This window comes from Pontibacterium granulatum (assembly GCF_029961155.1).
GTDB classification, from domain to species: domain Bacteria; phylum Pseudomonadota; class Gammaproteobacteria; order Pseudomonadales; family Balneatricaceae; genus Pontibacterium; species Pontibacterium granulatum.
Genome location: NZ_JASBRH010000016.1, coordinates 46,714 through 67,756 on the forward strand (window position 1 = coordinate 46,714; position 21,043 = coordinate 67,756).

14 protein-coding genes are annotated in these 21,043 nt (G+C 54.3%); 8 read left to right on the top strand and 6 right to left on the bottom strand.

The window, feature by feature from the left end; translation table 11 throughout:
- The first annotated feature begins 212 nt into the window (after positions 1 to 212).
- The 6 genes from QKW35_RS14815 to QKW35_RS14840 all read left to right on the top strand — a co-directional run bounded on the left by QKW35_RS14815 (position 213) and on the right by QKW35_RS14840 (position 12,523).
- On the top strand, positions 213 to 836 hold the full coding sequence (locus QKW35_RS14815; RefSeq protein WP_282354277.1) for a TetR/AcrR family transcriptional regulator: 624 nt from the start codon (positions 213 to 215) through the stop codon (positions 834 to 836).
- Entirely contained in the window at positions 833 to 4,279 is a 3,447-nt protein-coding gene (locus tag QKW35_RS14820; RefSeq protein WP_282354278.1) for an acyl-[ACP]--phospholipid O-acyltransferase, read from the top strand. The genes QKW35_RS14815 and QKW35_RS14820 overlap by 4 nt, the downstream gene beginning before the upstream one ends.
- Positions 4,280 to 5,015: 736 nt before the next feature.
- Complete coding sequence (locus QKW35_RS14825; protein ID WP_282354280.1) at positions 5,016 to 8,492, top strand: indolepyruvate ferredoxin oxidoreductase family protein; 3,477 nt, start codon at positions 5,016 to 5,018, stop codon at positions 8,490 to 8,492.
- A 44-nt stretch (positions 8,493 to 8,536) separates the two neighbouring features.
- Positions 8,537 to 9,589 carry a Leu/Phe/Val dehydrogenase gene (locus QKW35_RS14830; RefSeq protein WP_282354325.1) on the top strand — a complete coding sequence of 351 codons (1,053 nt, stop codon included), beginning with the start codon at positions 8,537 to 8,539 and terminating at the stop codon, positions 9,587 to 9,589.
- Between the two features lie 118 nt (positions 9,590 to 9,707).
- On the top strand, positions 9,708 to 11,123 hold the full coding sequence (locus QKW35_RS14835; protein WP_282354283.1) for a sodium-dependent transporter: 1,416 nt from the start codon (positions 9,708 to 9,710) through the stop codon (positions 11,121 to 11,123).
- A 476-nt stretch (positions 11,124 to 11,599) separates the two neighbouring features.
- Positions 11,600 to 12,523, top strand: coding sequence for a bile acid:sodium symporter family protein (locus QKW35_RS14840; RefSeq protein ID WP_282354284.1), 924 nt, complete (start codon positions 11,600 to 11,602; stop codon positions 12,521 to 12,523).
- Positions 12,524 to 12,596: 73 nt separating this feature from the next.
- Here QKW35_RS14840 and QKW35_RS14845 read toward each other — a convergent pair whose 3' ends face one another.
- Positions 12,597 to 14,027 carry a DEAD/DEAH box helicase gene (locus tag QKW35_RS14845; protein ID WP_282354286.1) on the bottom strand — a complete coding sequence of 477 codons (1,431 nt, stop codon included), beginning with the start codon at positions 14,025 to 14,027 and terminating at the stop codon, positions 12,597 to 12,599.
- A 260-nt stretch (positions 14,028 to 14,287) separates the two neighbouring features.
- Here QKW35_RS14845 and QKW35_RS14850 point away from each other — a divergent pair, with 260 nt between their 5' ends.
- Positions 14,288 to 14,674, top strand: coding sequence for a DUF2750 domain-containing protein (locus QKW35_RS14850; protein WP_282354288.1), 387 nt, complete (start codon positions 14,288 to 14,290; stop codon positions 14,672 to 14,674).
- A 51-nt stretch (positions 14,675 to 14,725) separates the two neighbouring features.
- On the opposite strand, the gene QKW35_RS14855 is transcribed toward QKW35_RS14850, so the two are convergent.
- From QKW35_RS14855 to QKW35_RS14870, 4 genes are all read right to left on the bottom strand, one after another.
- Entirely contained in the window at positions 14,726 to 15,754 is a 1,029-nt protein-coding gene (locus QKW35_RS14855; RefSeq protein WP_282354290.1) for a CobW family GTP-binding protein, read from the bottom strand.
- 376 nt (positions 15,755 to 16,130) lie between these two features.
- Positions 16,131 to 17,414, bottom strand: a complete 1,284-nt coding sequence (locus tag QKW35_RS14860) for an MFS transporter (RefSeq protein ID WP_282354295.1) — start codon at positions 17,412 to 17,414, stop codon at positions 16,131 to 16,133.
- A gap of 155 nt (positions 17,415 to 17,569) precedes the next feature.
- Positions 17,570 to 17,833 (bottom strand): hypothetical protein, encoded by a 264-nt coding sequence (locus QKW35_RS14865; protein WP_282354297.1) that lies wholly within the window; start codon positions 17,831 to 17,833, stop codon positions 17,570 to 17,572.
- 80 nt (positions 17,834 to 17,913) lie between these two features.
- Positions 17,914 to 18,534: a LysE family translocator gene (locus QKW35_RS14870; protein WP_282354299.1), complete on the bottom strand. Its 621-nt coding sequence runs from the start codon at positions 18,532 to 18,534 to the stop codon at positions 17,914 to 17,916.
- A gap of 138 nt (positions 18,535 to 18,672) precedes the next feature.
- On the opposite strand from QKW35_RS14870, the gene QKW35_RS14875 reads away from it, so the two are divergent.
- Complete coding sequence (locus tag QKW35_RS14875) at positions 18,673 to 19,665, top strand: patatin-like phospholipase family protein (RefSeq protein ID WP_282354301.1); 993 nt, start codon at positions 18,673 to 18,675, stop codon at positions 19,663 to 19,665.
- Between the two features lie 17 nt (positions 19,666 to 19,682).
- On the opposite strand, the gene QKW35_RS14880 is transcribed toward QKW35_RS14875, so the two are convergent.
- Positions 19,683 to 20,999, bottom strand: coding sequence for a GGDEF domain-containing protein (locus tag QKW35_RS14880; protein WP_282354303.1), 1,317 nt, complete (start codon positions 20,997 to 20,999; stop codon positions 19,683 to 19,685).
- Positions 21,000 to 21,043 lie beyond the last annotated feature (44 nt).

Here is a 21,043-nt window from a genome sequence, read left to right on the forward strand (position 1 = left end):
ATGATATTTCACTCCAATATTCCCAGCGTGCATAAGGAGGTATTAATTGGTTATCAAACAACCCGCTTCGGATTTCTTTTTGACGCACTATTTACAAACTGAACACTGTTCACTATTCTTGCTTGTAAGTTAATTGAACAGTGTTCATTAGGTTGATTTAGGAATATCTCGTTCAATTCGGTGTTTAAGCTTTTCATTAAAGGTAGGTAACCATGGCAAGACGCAGCGATCACACCCGCGAAGAGTTGCAGGAGATGGCGCTCAGCGCTGCGGAAACTCTGCTGGACGAGCAGGGTGGGGCGGCACTGAGTACCCGCAAGGTGGCTTCAGCAATCGGTTATTCTGTGGGTTCTTTATATCTGGTATTTAAAAATCTGGATGATCTCTGTTGGCAGATTAATGCCCGCACGCTGGATGGTCTGACACAGACGCTGGAACAGCAATCTACCGATCAGCCACCCCGTGATCGCCTCAAAGCTTATGCCAATGCCTACCTCGACTACGCCCGCGAGTGGTCCCACCGCTGGGCGCTGTTGTTTGATCACAGCACCGATGAGGGGGACGCGCCAGAATGGTTGCAGGAGAAGATCGCAGCGCTGTTCGGCCTGGTTGAAATTGACCTGGCTGAGCTGTACCCGAATGAAAAACCGGAAGATATTACGCTGGCGGCCCGCACACTTTGGGGTGGCGTACACGGCATTACCCAATTGAAGATGCGCGACAAGCTGTTCTTTGGCGGCGATTCTGCAGCCCAGCGGATGACCGATAGCCTGATAGATCGTTATCTGGATGGCTGGTCTCATGCCGAAGACAATGCAAAAGGAGATGCAGAATGATTGGTTTGCTAAAGCAAAAGGGATTCATTGCCTTTATTTTGATGGCGTTTCTCAATGCGTTCGTGGATCTTGGCCACAAGATCGTGATCCAGAACACCCTGTTTAAAGCCTATGACGGTGACGTACAGATCCTGCTAACCGCTGTGGTGAACGGTTTGATTCTGTTGCCGTTCTTTATGCTTTTCACCCCCTGCGGTTACGTTGCGGATAAGTATTCCAAAAACGAGGTGATGCGGAAGTCCGCCTGGGCGGCGGTGGCTATTACCTTGCTGATTACCTTCTGTTACTACCAGGGCCTGTTTATCGTTGCCTTCGGCCTCACCTTTATCCTGGCGGTGCAGAGTGCGTTCTACTCACCAGCGAAGTATGGCTATATCAAGGAGCTGTTGGGCGCGGATAACCTGAGTGAAGGTAACGGTTGGGTACAGGCGACGACCATGATCGCCATTCTAAGCGGTATTGTGGTGTTTTCCCTGATGTTTGAAATCCGCCTGGAAGGGGCGGAGCAGATGAGCCCGGAAGAGAGCTTATTGCGCGTGGCGCCATTGGGTTGGGTGCTGGTAGCCGGTGCCGTGCTGGAACTGATGATGGCGTACCGTCTGCCATGTACCCAGGATACCAACACCGAATCCCGCTTTGACTGGGGTGAATACGCCAAGGGTAAAACCCTGAAAACCAACTTGGGGATGATCCTGGGGCACCGTCCGATTTTCCTGGCGATCGTCGGACTTTCCCTGTTCTGGTCGATCAGCCAGGTGATGCTGGCGGTGTTCCCGGCGTTTGCTGAAGAGCACCTGGATCAGCACAACACCTTTGTGATTCAGGGGGTGATGGCGCTGGCGGGTATCGGCATTATGATCGGTTCGATCATCGCAGGGCGTTTGTCGCACAAATACATCAACGTCGGCCTGATTCCGTTGGGTGCAGCGGGTGTTGCGGCGGGCCTGATACTACTGCCACAGATGCCAAACATGTGGCTGCTGGGGGCTGTGTTCCTGATGATCGGCATGTTTGGTGCCATGCTGAACGTACCGCTGAATGCACTGATCCAGTTTAACGCCGGTGAGAACGAAAACGGCCGTGTACTGGCAGGTAGCAACTTTATCCAGAACCTGATGATGTTTGGTTTTCTGGTGATCACCGTGTTGAGCGCTTACCAAGGAGTGGATGGTGTTTACCTGTTATGGACGCTGGCGGTTGTGGCAATTGCGGGTACTGTATTGGCGATCACCACCGTGCCGGAAGCCTTCCTGCGCCTGATCGTTCTGGGCCTGCTCAAGCGCAAGTACAAGCTGCAGGTGCTGGGTTTTGAGAACTTGGCAGAAGACGGTAAAGGCATGTTGCTGCTGGGCAACCACATCAGCTGGCTGGACTGGGCGATCATCCAGATGGCCTGTCCGCGTCATATCCACTTCGTGATGGATCGTGGCATCTACGAACGCTGGTACCTGAAGTGGTTCCTGGATATCTACGGTGTGATCCCGATCTCCGGTGGTAAGAGCCGTACCGCACTGAAGAAAGTCACCGAGCTGCTGAATGAAGGCAAAGTGGTGTGTCTGTTTCCGGAGGGTTCGATCAGCCATACCGGCCAGATTGCGGAGTTCAAGCGTGGATTCGAGCGTGCCTGTGAAGGTGCCGATGGCGTGATCGTACCGTTCTACCTGCGTGGCTTGTGGGGCAGCAAATTCTCCCGCTCCACCGAACGTATGAAAGACCTGCGTAACAGCGGTATTCAGCGGGATGTAATCGTGGCATTTGGCAAGCCGATGCCGATCGACAGCAACGCCGAAACCGTGAAAAAGCGCGTGGCCGAGATGTCGATCAGCGCTTGGGCGGAGCACACCAAAGGGATGGAAACGCTACCGCAGGCGTTTATCCGGACTGCGAAGCAGGAGCCAACGGAGTGGGCGATCACCGAGGTGAAAGATACACCGCTGACGCACGCGCGGCTGCTGACCGGCTGTGCCATTTTTGCCCGTCGCATCAAAAAGACGGCCGGCAAAAATATCGGCCTGCTGGTACCCACCACCAATGCCGGTGCGATTGCCAACATGGCCTCCCTGATGGCGGGTAAGACCGTGGTGAACATCAACTTTACCGCACCGATTGAATCGATGCTGTCGGCGCTGGAGCAGTCTGAAGTTGAAACCATCGTTACCGCACACACGTTTGTGGCCAAGCTGAAAACCCGTGGCATCGACGTGGCACCGCTGTTCGAAGGCCGTAATGTGCTGTACATGGAAGATATCAAGGCGGGTGTGAGCAAAGCGGAAGGTTTGCGTACGCTGCTGATGGTAAAACTGCTGCCCACCTTTATGTTGCAGTGGATGCTCTGTAAACGTGCGAACCTGGAGGATACTGCAGCGATCTTGTTCTCATCGGGTAGCGAAGGTGCACCAAAAGGTGTGATGCTCAGTCACCGCAATATCATGGGTAACCTGCGCCAGACCTCCGATGTGCTGAACGTGCGTGATTACGACAAGATCATGGCGACTTTGCCACTGTTCCACGCATTTGGCCTCACGGTTACCTGCTTTATGCCGTTGATCGAAGGTATTCCAGTGATTTGCCACCCAGATCCAACCGATGCGCCGAATATCGGTAAAGGTGTGGCTCGTTTTCGCGCGACGATCATGTGTGCGACCTCTACATTCCTGCGCATCTACACCCGCAACAGCAAGCTGCATCCGATGATGCTGGATTCCCTGCGTGTGGTGGTGGCCGGTGCCGAGAAACTGGATCCGAAAGTGCGTGAAGCCTTCGAAGCCCGTTTCCGTGTGCCGATCCAGGAAGGTTACGGTTGTACCGAGACCACTCCGGTGGCCGGTGTGAATCTGCCGGATCATCTGGTGATAGGCGAGTGGCATGTTCAGGTCGGTACCAAGCCGGGTACCGTGGGATTGGCGTTGCCGGGATCCACCTTCCGTATCGTTGATCCGGATACGCTGGAAGAGCTGCCAACCGGTGAAGACGGGCTGATACTGATCGGCGGTACGCAGATCATGAAAGGGTATCTGAATAATCCTGAGAAAACCGCCGAGACGATTGTCGAGCTGGATGGTATACGTTGGTACAAGTCCGGTGACAAAGGCCACCTGGATGAAGATGGCTTCCTGACCATCGTTGATCGGTACTCCCGCTTTGCTAAGTTGGGTGGCGAGATGGTCAGCCTGAGCGCTGTGGAAGGAGAGGTGCGTCGTATTCTTAACCAACCGGAGCTGCCTTTGGTGGCGGTCAACATGCCGGATGCCAAGAAGGGCGAGAAGGTTGTTCTATTGGTGGAAAGCGAGGCATGTGAAGACCTGCGTGATCAGCTGATCAAAGGTGGCATGCCCGGCCTCATGCTGCCTGCGGCGGTGTATGCGGTGGAAACCGTGCCGGTGCTGGGGAGCGGTAAGACCAACTTCAGCGCCGCACGTGAGATGGCCGAGGCATTGGTATAACCCGATCAATCGTAGCAGCCCGCTCCGAGGGCGACCATTCTACGCGACGAGGTATGTCGCGGTCGGAGCCCGCTGCTACAAGATTTGACACTCCGTAGCAGCCCGCTCTGAGGGCGACCGATCCAATGCCAAGAGAGGTGGCGGGAAATTTCACCGAAACCTTCAAAAAATTATATAAATTATCGATCTGCTTGTTCGTAAAAACTGTTGGTTTGTGCGCTGCCCAAATCAACAGTCCCTCCTAGGTAATATCCCTTATATTTCAAAATATTACGCTTAGCATGGGGCTCGGCTGTAAAACTGTATCGCGTTATTCAGCTCAAACACCGATCACAAAATTGAAATTATCAGGTCACTTTTGTGCAATTTGTAGCCTTGACTTGATTTGCCCCCACCGATACTGTTGATCGCCGAACCGCCCCAAAAAGGCGTTCGCAAGAATTACTGACCGGCAGCAAACCTGCCGGACACAATAAAAACAATATGCGACCAACGCTGTGATCCAGCTGAGGTTTGAAGGTAATTTGTTATGATGAAATCTCTATTCGCTGTTTGCGCGCATCCTGCGTGTATCTTAGCACAACAACCGGTAATCACCGGAATTTCTCCACACTCCCAGACTGAACTCACGGCGCGACAGTAACCCGTCCGTATTTCCGTTCATTCAAATTCTTCACTGATTTGTCCTGAATCCAGGCGGCATTCGTGCACCTGATCGGGGCTGGGAGCGATACGCATGCAAGAAGCAATAACCCTCCAGGATAAGTGGGAAAAAACGTCGGGTCGGGTCTACATCACCGGCAGCCAGGCGTTGGCACGTTTACCCATGTTGCAGGCCGAGCGTGACCGTGCGGCCGGTTTGAACACCGCCGGATTTATCTCCGGTTACCGTGGTTCTCCACTGGGCAATTTCGATAAGACCCTGTGGCAGATCCGCGACTACCTCAAGAAACACAACATCACTTTTCAGCCGGGTGTGAATGAAGATCTGGGCGCAACCGCCGTCTGGGGTTCACAGCAGGTAAACATCTTTGAAGGCGCAAAATACGACGGCGTCTTTGGCCTTTGGTACGGTAAAGGGCCGGGTGTCGACCGCACCGGCGACGTACTCAAGCACGCTAATGCCTTTGGCACCACACCACACGGTGGTGTACTCGCCGTAGCGGGTGATGACCACGCCTCCAAATCCTCCACCTTGCCACACCAGAGTGACTTCGCATTTATGGATGCGATGATCCCGGTATTGTACCCATCAGGCATACAGGAGATGCTGGATTACGGCCTGTACGGCTGGGCAATGTCCCGCTACAGCGGTTGCTGGGTGGGCTTCAAGGCGCTGGCTGAGGTGATGGATTCTGCGATCTCTGCCAACCTGGATCAGGACCGCCTGGCGATCAAGATTCCAACCGATTTCGAGCTGCCGGAAGACGGCGTTAACGCTCGCTGGCCGGATAAACCGATGCAGCAGGAAGAGCGTCTGCAGAAGTACAAGATCCGCGCCGCACAGGCGTTCTGCCGTGCTAACCGTCTGGACCGTGTAATCATCGAACCGGAACAGCCACGTTTTGGCATTGTGACCACCGGGAAATCCTACCTGGATGTACTGCAGGCCTTGGAAGATCTGGGCATCAGCCATGAGCTGGCTGCATCCCTGGGTATCCGTCTCTACAAAGTCGCTATGCCATGGCCGCTGGAGCCGGAAGGTATCCGTGAATTCGCCCGGGGCCTCGATGAGGTGCTGGTGATCGAAGAGAAACGTGGCCTGATCGAAGACCAGCTGAAAGAGCAGCTGTTCAGCTGGCAGGATGACAAGCGCCCCCGCGTGGTCGGCAAACGCGATGAAAACCAAAGCGAACTGGTGACCTCTCTGGGTGAATTGACCCCAGCGATGATCGCCCGTGCAATTGCATCCCGTATCAAAGCGTTCTACAGCAGCGAGCAGATGGCACTTCGCCTGAGTTTCCTGGATGACAAAGAGGCAGAGCTGGCGCAGCCGCGTGCACTGTTGGAACGTACTCCGCACTTCTGCTCCGGTTGTCCGCACAACACCTCCACCACACTGCCAGACGGTAGCCGTGCGCTGGGTGGTATCGGTTGTCACTACATGGCGACCTGGATGGACCGTGGTACAGACACCTTCACCCAGATGGGCGGGGAGGGCGCAACCTGGATCGGTCAAGCGCCCTTTACCGATAATGGGCACGTGTTCCAGAACCTCGGCGACGGTACCTATTTCCACTCCGGTCTGCTGGCGATCCGCGCCTCTGTGGCGGCGGGTGTGAACATCACCTACAAGGTGCTCTACAACGATGCCGTGGCGATGACCGGCGGTCAGCCAATCGACGGTACCCTGACGGTCCAGCAGATCACCCATCAGCTGTACGGTGAAGGTATCCGCCGTATCGCACTGGTGAGTGATGAACCGGACAAATACCCAAGCCGGGCCGAATTCGCTGACGGCGTTACGTTCCACCACCGAGACGACCTGAATGCGGTCCAGATGGAGCTGCGTGAAATTCCGGGCTGTACCGTGATGATCTTCGACCAGACCTGTGCGGCTGAAAAACGCCGTCGTCGTAAGCGTGGCAGCATGGTCGATCCGGATCAGCGCGTGGTGATCAACACCGAAGTCTGCGAAGGCTGTGGTGACTGCGGTGTGCAGTCCAACTGCCTGTCCCTGCTGCCGGAAGAGACCGAACGCGGTCGCAAGCGCAGCATCGACCAGTCTGCCTGTAACAAGGACTTCAGCTGTGTACGCGGTTTCTGCCCAAGCTTTGTCACCGTGAAAGGCGGCAAGCTGCGTAAACCGGAAGCACTGGCCAAAAACGTTACCTTCCCGGAACTACCGGAACCTCAGCTGCCAACCAGCGACCAGCCGTACAACATTATGCTGACCGGCGTGGGTGGTACCGGTGTGGTAACCGTGAGCGCACTGCTGGGCATGGCTGCCCACGTTGAAGGCAAGGGCGCTGCGGTACTGGACCAGATTGGCCTGGCGCAGAAATTCGGCGCGGTGATGAGCCACATCCGCATCGCCAACTCCCAGGACCAGATCCACACCGTACGTATTCCGGCGGGTGAGTCCGACCTGATGATCGGTTTTGATCTGATGGTGGGTGCCAGTGAAGAAGCACTGGGCAAACTGGACCGTAACCGTAGTCGTGTGGTGGTGAACAACCACGAAACCATGCCAGCGGCGTTTACCCGTGATCCGGACCTGAAAGTACCCACCGCCGACATGCAGCAGGTGATCGTGGATACTGCGATCGAGGGCGGCAGTCACTGCCTGGATGCCACCAAACTGGCGACTAAGCTGCTGGGTGATGGCATGGCGGTGAACCTGTTCTGTATTGGTTACGCCTGGCAGAAAGGCCTGATTCCGCTGACCCGCGAAGCGATCGAAAAAGCGATCGAGCTGAACGGTGTGTCCGTGGAAGCCAACAAGCAGGCGTTCCTCTGGGGTCGACGTGCAGCGTTCGATCTGCCAGCCGTTGAGGCGCTGGTAACACCGGATAACGCGGTGCAGGTGGTGAAGATGCTCCCAAGTTTGGGTGACGTTACCGAACGTGAGATGCAGCACCTGCGCGAATACCAGAATGATGCGCTGGCGCAGCGTTACAAAGCGCTGGTAGACAAAGTACAGCAGGCGGAAAAAGTGGTCACTAAGGGTAACCGCCTGGCCATGGCCGTCGCCGAGAACTACAGCAAAGTACTGGCCTACAAAGACGAGTACGAAGTTGCCCGTCAGCTCACCTCCGAGAAGTTTCAGCAGCAGCTGGAAGCGCAGTTCGAAGGAGAGTTTGAGTTGGAGTTCAACCTGGCACCGCCAATGATCTCCAAGATCAACCCGGCGACCGGTCGTCCGCGTAAGCGTAAGTTCTCCAGCAAGATGCTGCCGATGCTGCAGCAGCTGGCGAAGATGCGCAACCTGCGTGGCACGCCACTGGATATCTTCGGCTACAGCGCTGACCGCCGTCTGGAACGCCGCCTGATCAGCGAATACGAAAGCGATATCAACACCATCCTCAGCAGCCTGAGTTCTGTTACCTATGACGACGCCTGTGCGCTGGCAGCGTTGCCATCCTCTATCCGCGGTTACGGCCCGGTGAAAGATGCGGCTTACGAAAAAGCTCAGCCGCAGCGTCAGGAACTGCTGAGCCGCCTGAACCAAACCTCCCACAACACCAGCAACCTGCAGGAGGTTGGGGCATGAATGCATTGATGAAAGAAGCACTGAACACTAAGGAAACATCCAACATGTCTGTTTTTAGCCACCCGGAATTTGATAACCACGAACAGCTGGCGTTTTTCTGCGACGAAGAAACCGGCCTGAAAGCGATCATCGCTGTACACAACACCAACCTCGGTCCGGCGCTGGGCGGATGCCGCATGTGGGAGTACGCCAGCGATGAGGAAGCGCTGTGTGACGTACTGCGTCTGTCCAAGGGCATGACCTACAAGTCCGCGCTGGCCAACCTGAAGCTGGGCGGTGGCAAGTCCGTGATCATCGGCGATCCTCGCAAGCACAAAACCGAGGAACTGCTGGCGGCGATGGGCCGTTTCCTGGAGCGTACCGGCGGTCAGTACATCGCGGCGGAAGACTCCGGCACCAGCGTACCGGATCTGCAGGTGATGAACCGCTTCACTGAAAACGTGGCGGGTGTAACCGAGCGTACAGGTATTGATGGTCTGCCATGTAACGGCGATCCGTCTCCGGCAACCGCGTATGGCACCTTTATCGGGTTGAAAACCGCAGTGAAACACAAGCTGGGCCGTGATGACCTGAACGGTTTGAAAGTGGCGATCCAGGGGGTGGGCAACGTGGGTTACCGTCTGGCCAAACACCTGAAATACGCCGGAGCCGAGCTGTTTGTCACCGATATCCACGAAGAATCTGTGCAGCTGGCTGTGACCGAGCTGGGTGCAACCGCAGTACCGCAGAGCGAGATCCTCTCTCTGGATGTCGATGTGCTGGCGCCATGTGCGCTGGGTGCAGTGCTGAACGATGTGAGCATCCCACGCATCAAGGCAAAAGTCGTAGCCGGTGCTTCCAACAACCAGCTGGCACATCCTCGCCACGACCAGCTACTGATGGACCACGGTATCCTGTACGCGCCGGATTATGTGGTGAATGCCGGTGGCATCATCGATGTGTACTACGAGCGCGTGGGACACGAGCATGAGAAGGTGCGTGCGCATATCGAAACCATCGCTGACACCCTGGAAGAGATCTTCAAGCGTTCCGACGCGAGCGGCCGTCCAACCGGCCAGATAGCGGATGAGCTGGCTGAAGAACGCTTCATGAAATAGCTCCTTATGGACTAACCCAATCTGATCCAAGAATACGTAGCCTGCGGGCCGTTTGTGGGCTGCGTATTTTTCAAAACACTAAACCTCTCTGAAGATAAAAATAAGATGGAGACTTCAAATGACTGAATTGACTCAGAATCCGGCTGTCGGATCTGCAGCGTCTGATGACTCGAAAGCTGGCCACCCAATGTGGTCTTCCCGACTGGCCTTTATCCTGGCGGCCAGTGGTTCCGCGGTGGGCCTGGGGAATATCTGGAAATTCCCATACATCACCGGGGAGAACGGTGGTGGTGCATTCGTACTGGTCTATCTGCTTTGTATCGCCCTGATCGGTATCCCGATCATGGTGGCGGAGGTGGCGATCGGTCGTCGCGGTGGCTGCAGCCCGATCAACAGCATGCGCAAACTGGCCTCACGTGATGGTCTCTCCAAACGCTGGGTATGGCTCGGCGGTATGGGTATGATCGCCTCGTTCCTGATCCTGTCGTTCTACTCCGTAATCGGTGGCTGGGCGCTGGCGTACGTGGGTAACTCGGCGGGTGGCCTGTTTGTGGGCGCGAGCTCCGAATCCATCGGCGCGATGTTTGGTGGCCTGCTGTCTGATCCGTACACCCTTTTGATGTGGCACTCTCTGTTTATGGTGCTGGTGATCATGATCGTGGCACGTGGTGTCAGCTCCGGTATGGAGAAAGCGATCAATATCCTGATGCCACTTCTGTTTGCGCTGATTCTGGTGATGGTGGGTTACGCCATGAGTACCGACAGCTTTGGCGCGGGCTTCAGCTTCCTGTTCTCCCCGGACTTCTCCAAACTGACCACTGAAGGTGTACTGACCGCACTGGGTCATGCGTTCTTCACTCTCAGCCTGGGTATGGGCGTAATGATGGCGTACGGCTCTTACCTGCCGAAAAACGTATCTATCGTTAAAACAGCGTTCACCGTATCCGTCGTGGATACCGTAGTAGCGCTACTGGCCGGTCTGGCAATCTTCCCTCTGGTGTTCTCTAACGGCATGGAGCCGGGCGCAGGTCCGGGCCTGATCTTCCAGACCCTGCCAATCGCCTTTGGTCAGATGCCAGGTGGTGTACTGTTCGGCACCCTGTTCTTCGTCCTGCTGGTGGTCGCCGCAGTAACCTCTGCGATCTCTCTGCTGGAGCCGGTTGTAGAGTGGTTTGAAGAGCAGAAGGGTATCAACCGTCTGAACGGTGCGTTGATCGGTGGTTTGAGCATCTGGGCGCTGGGCATCCTGACCATCCTGTCCCTGAACGAATGGTCCGGCTTCCACCCACTGGGTATGTTCGAGCGCTTCGAAGGTAAGACCATCTTCGACCTGCTGGACTACGTAACCGCGAACCTGATGATGCCTCTGGGCGGCCTGTTCATCGCACTGTTTATGGGCTGGTTTATGTCCAAGCAGGCGGCTGAAAACGAGCTGTCTATCGGTAACGGCGCGGCGTTCAAACTGTTTATGTTTATCCTGCGTTTCGTGACTCCAGCAGCTGTACTGGTGGTGTTTGTTTACAACTTGATGTAAGTCGCTGGAATAAGTTTTCTCTCCCCCACAAAGCCCGTCTCTGAGAAGAGGCGGGCTTTTTCTTTGGTTTTCGGTATGAAGGGCACAATTGCATCAGCAGCTTGGCCACATGGAGTGTTGTATCGCACCCGTCAGGAACTAGACGCTCAGCTTGTCAACACTTCCCTTGTTACCGTTGCATAACTTATCATCGGCACCCCACCGGAACTGCTTGCTGGCGCTATATATGAGTTCAGGTTGGGACTAGCGCTAACGCCCTGTCGAATCCAATCTTGCGTACAAGCGTGAGCGACTGACCTGACAGATCGGATTGGTAAAAGCAGTATTCTGTAACGCTTTCTGAAGACATGGTACAGAGCTGATCAGAGGTCTAACTGGCGCCTTAACAGGAAGGGATTTCTTATGATGGATTTTTTGTTTGATGGTATCTCAGAGAAAGGCATGCATCGTCGGTTTTTGGTGCCGGTGAGATTGGTATGAAGAAGTTTATAGAGCGTAACTTTAATTTGGTTCTGTTCCTTTCTCTGATTGTTGGGATGACAGTCCCCGGTATCGAACACGTACCCAATTTCGTTGTGTCTGTGCTTCTGGGGACTATCGTATTCTTCCTATGTTCTAAGATATCGCTATCTGAAATTAAAGCGATTTCGGTAAAAGAGGTTTCAGCCTTTTACGTTGCCCGCTTTATTGCGCTTCCCGTCGGGATGTTTTATCTGGCTAACCTGGTTGTGCCTCAATATGCAGTTGGTGTCTTGCTTCTGGCCCTCATGCCTGCTGGGATCAGTACGCCGGTATTTGTGAGTACACAGAAGGGCAATGTATCACTTGCCTTCCTGCTAATGCTGGCATCCAGCTTGTTAGCGCCGGTTGTGGTGCCGATGGTGTTTGCGTTCAGTCATTCTGATACCGAGATCGAGCTGTTAGGGATCTTCTACACCCTGACTTCCGTCATCCTGGTGCCGTTTGCTGCCTACTTTGCACTCAACGCTGTCCGCCCTCAGGTTAAACCCTTTATCGAACGCAATAACGCGTTTGTGTCGGTGGTGTTTTTGGGGATTATTGTTGCCGTTGTTATATCCAAGCAACGAGAAGAGTTTCTCTCAAGCTACAACGCCTTTGCTGTCGTTGTGGCCATTCTGAGTTTGATGTTCTTGCTCTTTTACCTGTTTGGTTGGCTGTTTACAGGTCGGCGGGGTAAGCGAGAAGATAAAGTTTGTTATTCATTCAGTTCTGGCGCTAACAATACTGCGGTAGGCATCAACCTGGCGTTGATCTATTTCTCGGCGGATACCGTCTTCTTCATGGTCTTGAGTGAGCTGACCTGGGTGTTGGCAATACCGATGTTCAACTTCATCTTGCGGCGATATCAAACAGTATCCTATTCAGGATCCGAAGCTTAACCAGGTTAGATTACGCTCCATCTATTGGGATCGAGGGTGCGTTAGGCGTTGCTAACGCACCCAATGGATCTATCTAACGGGAGGGGTTGCTCGCAGGCTTTGTACCTGACGGGCGGCGGCGTCTTCTGCGCTTTGGCGCATCCGCATTTCCCGCCGGAGCGGCTTTCTTACCGCCACGAGATGCTGGCTGTTGCCCTTCGCCGGATGTGGCCGGTTTTTTCACATGCTTCTTGTTCTTACCCGTTGGCTTATGCCCACGTGCAGTTTCACCAGAGCGTTGTCCGTCACTGTGTTCAACACGCGGTGGGCGGCGTTTCTTCTGTTTGTTGACGCGTTTCTTGCCTGTATCCAGGCGTGACTCCGGCAGTACGTGCACTGGATCAAAGCCGGGGATGATTTCGCGGGTCAGTAACTTGCCGATCAGCTTTTCGATATCCATCAGCTGCTTATGTTCGTCGGCGCTGACCAGGGAGACCGCTTGTCCTGTCGCCCCGGCACGACCGGTGCGCCCGATACGGTGCACGTAGTCAGCAGGGACGTTGGGCAGGTCAAAGTTCACCACCTGCGGCAACTGATCGATATCGAGTCCGCGAGCGGCGATATCGGTAGCCACCAGTACCTGCAGTTTTCCGTTTTTAAACTCGTCTAGCGCGCGGGTACGTGCGCCCTGGCTTTTGTTGCCGTGGATAGCCGATGCGCTGATCTCTTGGCTTTCCAGATGGCGGGTCAGGCGGTTGGCACCGTGTTTGGTGCGGGTGAAGACCAGCACCTGCGTCCAGTTGTGCTCATTGATCAGCTGGGTGAGCAGGGCGGATTTCTTTTTCTTGTCGACCGGGCAGATCCACTGCTTCACGGTTTTGGCAGTAGTGTTACGTGGAGTCACGGAGATCTCTACAGGATCACGTACCAAACCTTTTGCCAACGTACGGATCTCGTCCGAGAAGGTGGCTGAGAAGAGCAGGTTCTGTCGGTTCGTTGGCAGTACCGCCAGAATTTTGCGGATATCATGCACAAAACCCATATCGAGCATGCGGTCGGCTTCGTCGAGGACCAGCACTTCCAATTGGTTAAATTTCACCGCGCTCTGGTTGTAGAGATCCAGCAGGCGCCCCGGTGTAGCAATCAGCACATCCGCACCACGGCGCAGGGCCTGCATCTGTGGATTGATCTTCACACCGCCGTATACCACGGTGGATCGTAGCGGTAGGTGCTTACCATAGGCAGCAACGCTGTCGCCAACCTGGGCGGCGAGTTCGCGGGTCGGTGTCAGTACCAGTGCGCGTGCCTGATTAGCGGTCGCGCGTTGGCCGCTGGATAAACGTTCCAGCAGCGGTAGGGTGAAGCCTGCGGTTTTACCGGTGCCGGTTTGCGCGGCAGCCATCACATCCCGGCCTTCGATTACCGCAGGTATCGCCTGGGCCTGGATTGGTGATGGTGTGTCATATCCCTGATCCGCAATGGCATCAAGAATAGCGGGAGAAAGGCCGAGATCGGCAAATGTCATAGGTAGTTCTCAAATCTAGAAAGGGCTCAGCGTTACCGTAACGGTGTTGTGAGTCCTGAAAAAATACTGGGTGAATACGTGAAGGCTGGATGTATAAAAGGCCAAGCCGCGTATTGTGCACTATTTACGGTGCTTATGCGCTAATTGCCTTGCTTTGTTTTCTATTTAAGGCTGTTTTCAGCGTTTAGGTGCCAAATTGTTCAAGCGCTGGTCATCCATTTCCGATATGCTTTGCGTTTTTACCAACGTCACGAATTGCTATGACCACTCCAGACTTCGAAACCATCCAGAAATACAACGCCGAGCAGCTCTACAGTCACTTTGTAAGCGAAGCTGCGACCCACAAGCAGATCTGGATTCTGACCGATGAGTACGGCAGTGTGATGCTGAACACTGATGACGAAGACTGTGTGCCGGTGTGGCCGTCTAAAGAGCTGGCTGAAGCCTGGGCAACCGGTGAGTGGTCCGATTGTAAGGCGGAAGCGATCTCGCTGAAGAAATGGCACAGCCGCTGGACAGGTGGTCTGGAAGAGGATGGTTTTGCGGTGGTGATCTGTCCGATTGAAGAGCAGGATGGATTGGTGGTTTATCCGGAAGAACTGGATAAAGCGCTAGAGAAGAAAGCACGCAAACTCGCGGATAAATAAGCGCTGAGCTTTGAGATATGCCTCCAGCGGTCGCCGGAGGCAGTGTGGGGATCAATTCTCGATCTGGCAGGCCATCATCTCGCGTTCGATCAGTTCCCAATCTAACGCGCGTGGGCTGATAATTTCGATACGGGAATCACGGCGGTAGGCGACCTTGTCAAAATCGTGTTCGTCCTGAACCCGATTGAAGAATACCCATGCGCTACCAATGCGGATCACGCCTTTAATGCGGTTGATCCCTTCAAGTCCGTTTAGGATTTTCTCCAGTTCCCAGTAATCGAAGCAGTCATCGCGGTGGAAGATCCAGCCGCAGCTGAAGAAGCCGCTACCGTTGCCGGTTTTACGGATCGGTTGGCCAGGTTCTGGCAAAGCCTCGATCTTTGTTTCGTGTTGGTGGTTATGACCATGACCATGTTTGTGATGGTGATTAGCGCCATGCGCATTTGGGAACTGCGCGCTGAGCTGACCGTTTCGCACCAGGTCCAGCAGGGGCGGATCGATAATCCCCTGGGTGGTACGGCCTACATGCTGTTTGGGTGGGAACATATTGTCGAGACTGGTTTCGGCAACCTCTATCAGTGCTTCATCTGCCAGGTCGCATTTGTTAACCAGTACCACATCCGCCAGGTTGAGCTGGTCCTGAAAGGTTTCGTTTCCGATGACCTCTTCTTGTTCGAGTAAACGTGGGTCCAGCAGACAAATGGTTGCACGTAGGTCGAGCACATCCTTGAAGGAGGGGCCCATGAGGGTGTCGATGATCCCCTCCGGGTGACCAATGCCGGTGGGCTCGATAATCAGTCGGTCGGGGTTCGCACGCTCTATCAGCATAGCCAGCGTTGTTTTCAGCGAAGCGCCTATTGCACAACACATGCAACCTCCGGCCAGCTCCTTAACATGCAGGCCATCCTGATCTGGCAGCATCTCCTGATCGATACCCACCTGACCAAACTCATTGACCAGCACGGCCCAGGATTCGCCCTCGGGCTTGTTGGCCAGCAGCGCATTGATTGCAGTGGTTTTTCCGACGCCGAGGAATCCGGTGATAATGTTGGTGGGGATGGCTCTGTGTTGCTCGTTCATAATTGCTCTTTGTTATTCTGTAACATCCGCGTTCATCTTCAGGGTTATAGAGCATCAGGTCAAACCGGAGTGTCGTTTTATGATGTTTTGTGTTCGTTAATAGTTTGCAGAATTTTGGGCCTGCGGGTTATCCGTATTCCGACATCTTTTTTGTTTTGCCAACATCACAAGTTGTTGTGATTGCTTCTGGCCTGAGAACATCCAGAGGCGGGGCGTAGGATCCTTTTCATGCTGTCGGATGAGGTAGGGGAGAGTGGTGCGTGCGACCCGATAGCTAGGGTGAGTGAAGATTTGTTGTAGGGTAGCCATTTAGGCTACCGGCAGCGTAAACGCTGCCCTACATCGGCTTCCGTAAATGGCGGGGGTAGGCATGTTGTCATGTGAGTGGCCTGATACGGCCTGCATGTCTGGCGCCTTCTTTCACATTCACCTGAACCAACAAACCCGTACCGGCAATAAACAGTATCAATACCGATAGAATCGCCACCCGATGATCTCCGGTCACCAGTGCCGTCCAGCCAACCAGCAACGGCCCAATAACCGCCGCAAACTTCCCAACCATGTTGTAAAAACCAAAAAACTCAGCCGTCTGGTCCGCAGGGATCAACCGCGTATAAAGTGATCGGCTTAACGCCTGCACACCCCCTTGAACCAAGCCAATTACCCCTGCCAGTAGATAGAACTGCCACGCCGTGTGCATCCAATAGCTATATACAGTGACCAGGATATAGATACCGATGGCGATCAGGATGCCGCGCTTGGCGCCAACCTGCTCTCCGATCCGGCCAAAGGCAATAGCGGCGGGAAAACCGATAAACTGGGTGATTAAAAGGGCGCTGATCAGGTCGCTAAACTCCAATCCGATCGCCAGCCCGTAGTCCGTGGCCATGCGGACGATGGTGTCTACACCGTCTATGTAAAGCCAGTAGCCCAGCAGAAACATAAAGGTATGGGGCAGCTTGGGAATCTGTTTGACGGTGGTCAGCAATTGTCTGCCCGCATCGCGGATACCTTCCGATGCATTTTTGCCGGATCCATCCGGCTCTTTCACAAACAGGATGAGAGGAATGCTGAATAGCAGCCACCAGACTGCGGTTAGCACAAAAGCGCACAGCATCGCGTCGATGCTCTTAGCGAAGCCGAAATCAGTTGGATGTAGCACAATCCAGACGTTGGCTGCGAAAAGCAAACCGCCTCCCAGATAGCCCAAGCCAAAGCCCAGCGCAGAGATCCGGTCGACCTGTTGTTTAGGCGCGACGACGCACAGCAGGGAATCGTAAAACAGGTTGCTGCCCGAGAACCCGATAATGGCGATAAGGTACAACATTGCGGCGAGCCGCCACTGTCCTTGAGTGATCCCATAGAGTGCACTGGTTGCTACGATCCCCAAGCACGCGGCGATCATAAGAAACCCTTTACGCTTGCCCAATTGATCGGCAATGGCACCCAGAAGTGGGGAGAGCAGTGCAACGATTAGACTGGCGACCGAGTTGGTCAACCCCAGGTAGTAAGTGCTTTCCGTGGCGGGGAGTTCCTGTGCCCAATACTGCTTAAATACCAATGGGAAAAAGCCGGTGATCACCACCATGGCAAATGCGCTGTTGGCCCAATCGTAAAAGGCCCAGGACCAGATGGATCTGTTGTCCGGGGAGTGCGCCATCCTGAATACTCTCGCCTGACTGGAGGAGACTATCAGTAATAATGGCAGGTATTTCTGAGGAAGAGGGAGATTTAGCGATGCCTAGGGAAGGTGCGAACAAGTCCCTAGGGTGCAATAGCGAAACGTATTGCTCCCTATCTATCAATTGGCAGGCGTTATTTCTGCTTATCTTTATCCACCGGATAACACGCCACACCGGTCGAGTTGGTTTCACCCGCGACAAACACACAACGCGTATTTGGGTTGTCCTTCGGTGTCCACTCGTACACACGCACGTTATAGCCGTAGGTTTCCAGTTTGTAGGCCGCGGTTGGCTCAACGGAGTCCCAGGTGCCGGTGGCGATCTGGTCGAACAGACCTGCGTGTGCAGTGAAAGTGAGGGCGCCAAGCAGGGCACCGAAAAGCAGTTGCTTCTTCATGGTGAAGGTCCTTAATGCGTTAAATCTTGCCGGTACTTTACCGGCTTCGATCTGCAACTGCCAATGCGCGGGATGGAGTGTTAACCGGCAGCCAACCAGATACCCACACCGATCATCAGGGAGCCGGCGATGCGGTTCATCAGTTTGACGTTGCCCCGATCCATCAGCAGGTGACGCAAGGCCTTACCGCCACTGGCGTAGATCAGCAGGCACATGAATTCCAGTAGCAGGATCATTGCCACGAGAACGCTTAGCTGGGGTGCCAGCGGTTGGCTCTGATCGAGAAACGGAGGCAGCAGGGTAATAAAAAATGCCCAGCCTTTGGGGTTGGCGATGGCGGTGATAAAGCCATTCAGCGCCAGTTGCATGTTGCCCTGAACCACTATTTCCACGCCGGGTTCGGGCATCACCAGTTTGCCTTTGGATTGCCACATCTGAATGCCTAGCCAGCCCAGATAAGCGCCACCGCCCAGCTTCAGAACGATAAAGGCTTCCGGAAACTGAAGCATCAGCGCTGCAACGCCCAGTGCCGCGGCGGAGGCTACAAGGCCTACGCCGATCAGTTCACCCCACATCATATGCAGGCTGCGTCGGACTCCCACGGACATTCCCAGGCTGAGTGCCAGTGTCATACACATCCCCGGTGTGATGGATACGAAAAAGAAGGTGGGGATAAATAGGGAAAGCAGTGCGAGAGACATCCTTACCTCAGTGGTGATTCATTAGACGATGGTCGAGTCTACTACCGTGATAAAGCGGAAGAAAGAGCCTCGCAATAATTCTGTCAGCAAAACTGGTCTATATTTTGTGCAGCGCACAAAAAAAGATCGAGGTAAGTTATGAAAACACTTACGGTTAATCTGGCGTTGCAGGGAGGTGGCGCCCACGGAGCTTTCACGTGGGGGGTATTAGACCGCTTATTGGAAGAAGAATGGCTGGAATTTGAGGGTATCAGCGGGACGAGCGCCGGAGCCATGAATGCTGTACTGCTGGCCGACGGTTGGCGTAGCGGAGGGCGTTGTGGTGCTCGGGCCAAACTAGGCCAGTTCTGGTTGGCCGTGTCTGGCAGCAAGCATGGCTTTGAACTGCCAGGAAAGATCCATCAGCCGATGGCACGTTGGCTGATGCATACAACTCAGTATGTTTCTCCTTATGATGTGGGGATGCTGGATAGTAATCCTCTGCGTAAAATTGTGGATGAGTGTATAAGCTTTGCTGCGCTGCGAAAAAACAGCCCGTTTAAGCTCTATATTGCAGCCACCGAGGTGAGTTCCGGCAAACTGCGGCTCTTCAATGAACAGGAGCTGACCTCCGATCATCTGTTGGCGTCGGCCTGCCTGCCAAGCATCCACAGGGCGATCGAGCTGGACGGAAAACATTACTGGGACGGCGGTTTCTCTGCCAATCCGGCGGTATCTCCGCTCGTTTACGATTGCGATTCACACGATATTCTCCTGGTGCTGCTGCAACCCCTAGAGCGGGGCAAGTTGCCTATGACGGCTGATTCGATTGCTGAACGCGTGGCTGATATGGGGTTTCAGAACACCTTTATGGCTGAGATGCGGGAGATTGTGCGGCAGAAGTCCCAGGCGCACCGGCGGCGGTTTTTCCCGGCCCGCGCCGAACGGCAATTAAAAAAAATGCGGTTGCATCTACTGAAGAATGAAGAGCTGTTCAGCGAGCTGGGGCGGCTGACGAAATACGACAACCGCCAGAGTTTTCTGCTTAGCCTCAAGGAGGCAGGGCGAATCCGGGCGGCCCAATGGTTGGCTCAACACCGACCGAAGATAGGGCGGGCGGCCAGTTGTGATATCCAACAGTTGTTCGGTTAGGTAAAGCAGAGGGGCGGTTAAACCGCTGCCTCCGTCTCTTGAGTTGCGTGCTTCTTGCGCGCCTTTTTACGCTTTTGCTTGTTTTGGTACATCGCCTGATCTGCACCCTGAAGAAGAATTTCACTGTCCTGGCCGTCTTCGTTACAGCAGGCCAGACCAACGCTGGTGGCGAGGGAAAATTCAATATCGCCGTATGTCACCGCGTGACCATTCACCAGCGATTGGATACGCTCCACATAGCGCTGTGCTTGGTCCCGGTTTGTATGCCCAAGCACTACCAAAAATTCGTCACCCCCCAGGCGGACTGCAGTATCGGTTGGGCGCAGATTCTTGCGGATCAGATTGGCGAACTCAACGAGGGCAATATCACCGGCGTCGTGACCATACACGTCGTTGATCTGCTTAAAACCATCCAGATCCATCATCGCTAAGGCAAAACCCTGGTTATGCCGCTGAAAGCGACAGATCTCTTCAGCGAGTGTTTCTGCGAGCTTATTGCGGTTGTAGAGGCCGGTGAGGGTGTCAGTGACGGACAGATGGGCGACTTCACGATAGGCGTCTTTAAGCCGCCCATTCTTCTGGTTGAAGGCGGTTTCGATCTGCTGGATCTCGCGAATCTCGCGAATCTCGCTCTCGATATTCACGGTTTTGTCCAGATCGTCATGGCTGGAGATACGGTTGATCTGGTGTACGAGTCGCTCTACCGGCTCTTCGATCTGGGAGACCATAAAACGCTTAAACAGCCAGTAACAAAAAGTGATCGCAAAGATCAGGCTGAGGAAGGTGGTCATAATGCTGCCTGAAAGGCTGACGCGCACGGATGAAAATGGATAGGTCACGCTTAAAATACCTGCTGTTGCGCCGACTGTGCCTTGGGTGTGGCAGGCTAGGCACTCTTCGCGCAGATGGATGCGTTTGGTGTAAGTGACACCTGTGTCCCAGTGGTACTCGATCAATGACGTACCCTGCTGCGAGGTAAGGAATGCGCTTTGTTCAACAGTGGGTGTATTGGCATTACGACGACCAAACTGGTATTCCAGCAACTCTGAGCGGTGGAGTTCGAGCGTCATATCCGGTGCGCGGGCATTCAGATCGATGAAAATCTGGTCGATACTATGCTTGTCCCAACCGGTCATCATTGCACTGTAGAGCCGGTCAAATACGATGCCGGTGAGGTACTCACCCTCTTTTTCCAGTGCCTTCTGGGCATAAAAAAGTTGTGGAGCAGGAACAGAAATACAGTCACAGATGCGCAAACCAGCAGCGCGCGGTGCATCACCTGCTTCAGTTTTTTGTGCAGCGGAATAGTTGTAATCATTAGATACCGGGTGCAACTAACTTTTATGTAACCGGCGCTGAAGACCGCTCTGCTCACTAC

What these genes read in the sequence shown, in the direction of transcription:
- QKW35_RS14815 (WP_282354277.1), top strand. Translation starts at nt 213, where the DNA reads ATGGCAAGACGCAGCGATCACACCCGCGAAGAGTTGCAGGAGATGGCG.
- QKW35_RS14865 (WP_282354297.1), bottom strand. Translation starts at nt 17,833, where the DNA reads ATGAAGAAGCAACTGCTTTTCGGTGCCCTGCTTGGCGCCCTCACTTTC.
- QKW35_RS14860 (WP_282354295.1), bottom strand. Translation starts at nt 17,414, where the DNA reads ATGGCGCACTCCCCGGACAACAGATCCATCTGGTCCTGGGCCTTTTAC.
- QKW35_RS14850 (WP_282354288.1), top strand. Translation starts at nt 14,288, where the DNA reads ATGACCACTCCAGACTTCGAAACCATCCAGAAATACAACGCCGAGCAG.
- QKW35_RS14845 (WP_282354286.1), bottom strand. Translation starts at nt 14,027, where the DNA reads ATGACATTTGCCGATCTCGGCCTTTCTCCCGCTATTCTTGATGCCATT.
- QKW35_RS14835 (WP_282354283.1), top strand. Translation starts at nt 9,708, where the DNA reads ATGACTGAATTGACTCAGAATCCGGCTGTCGGATCTGCAGCGTCTGAT.
- QKW35_RS14830 (WP_282354325.1), top strand. Translation starts at nt 8,537, where the DNA reads ATGTCTGTTTTTAGCCACCCGGAATTTGATAACCACGAACAGCTGGCG.
- QKW35_RS14820 (WP_282354278.1), top strand. Translation starts at nt 833, where the DNA reads ATGATTGGTTTGCTAAAGCAAAAGGGATTCATTGCCTTTATTTTGATG.
- QKW35_RS14855 (WP_282354290.1), bottom strand. Translation starts at nt 15,754, where the DNA reads ATGAACGAGCAACACAGAGCCATCCCCACCAACATTATCACCGGATTC.
- QKW35_RS14825 (WP_282354280.1), top strand. Translation starts at nt 5,016, where the DNA reads ATGCAAGAAGCAATAACCCTCCAGGATAAGTGGGAAAAAACGTCGGGT.
- QKW35_RS14840 (WP_282354284.1), top strand. Translation starts at nt 11,600, where the DNA reads ATGAAGAAGTTTATAGAGCGTAACTTTAATTTGGTTCTGTTCCTTTCT.
- QKW35_RS14870 (WP_282354299.1), bottom strand. Translation starts at nt 18,534, where the DNA reads ATGTCTCTCGCACTGCTTTCCCTATTTATCCCCACCTTCTTTTTCGTA.
- QKW35_RS14875 (WP_282354301.1), top strand. Translation starts at nt 18,673, where the DNA reads ATGAAAACACTTACGGTTAATCTGGCGTTGCAGGGAGGTGGCGCCCAC.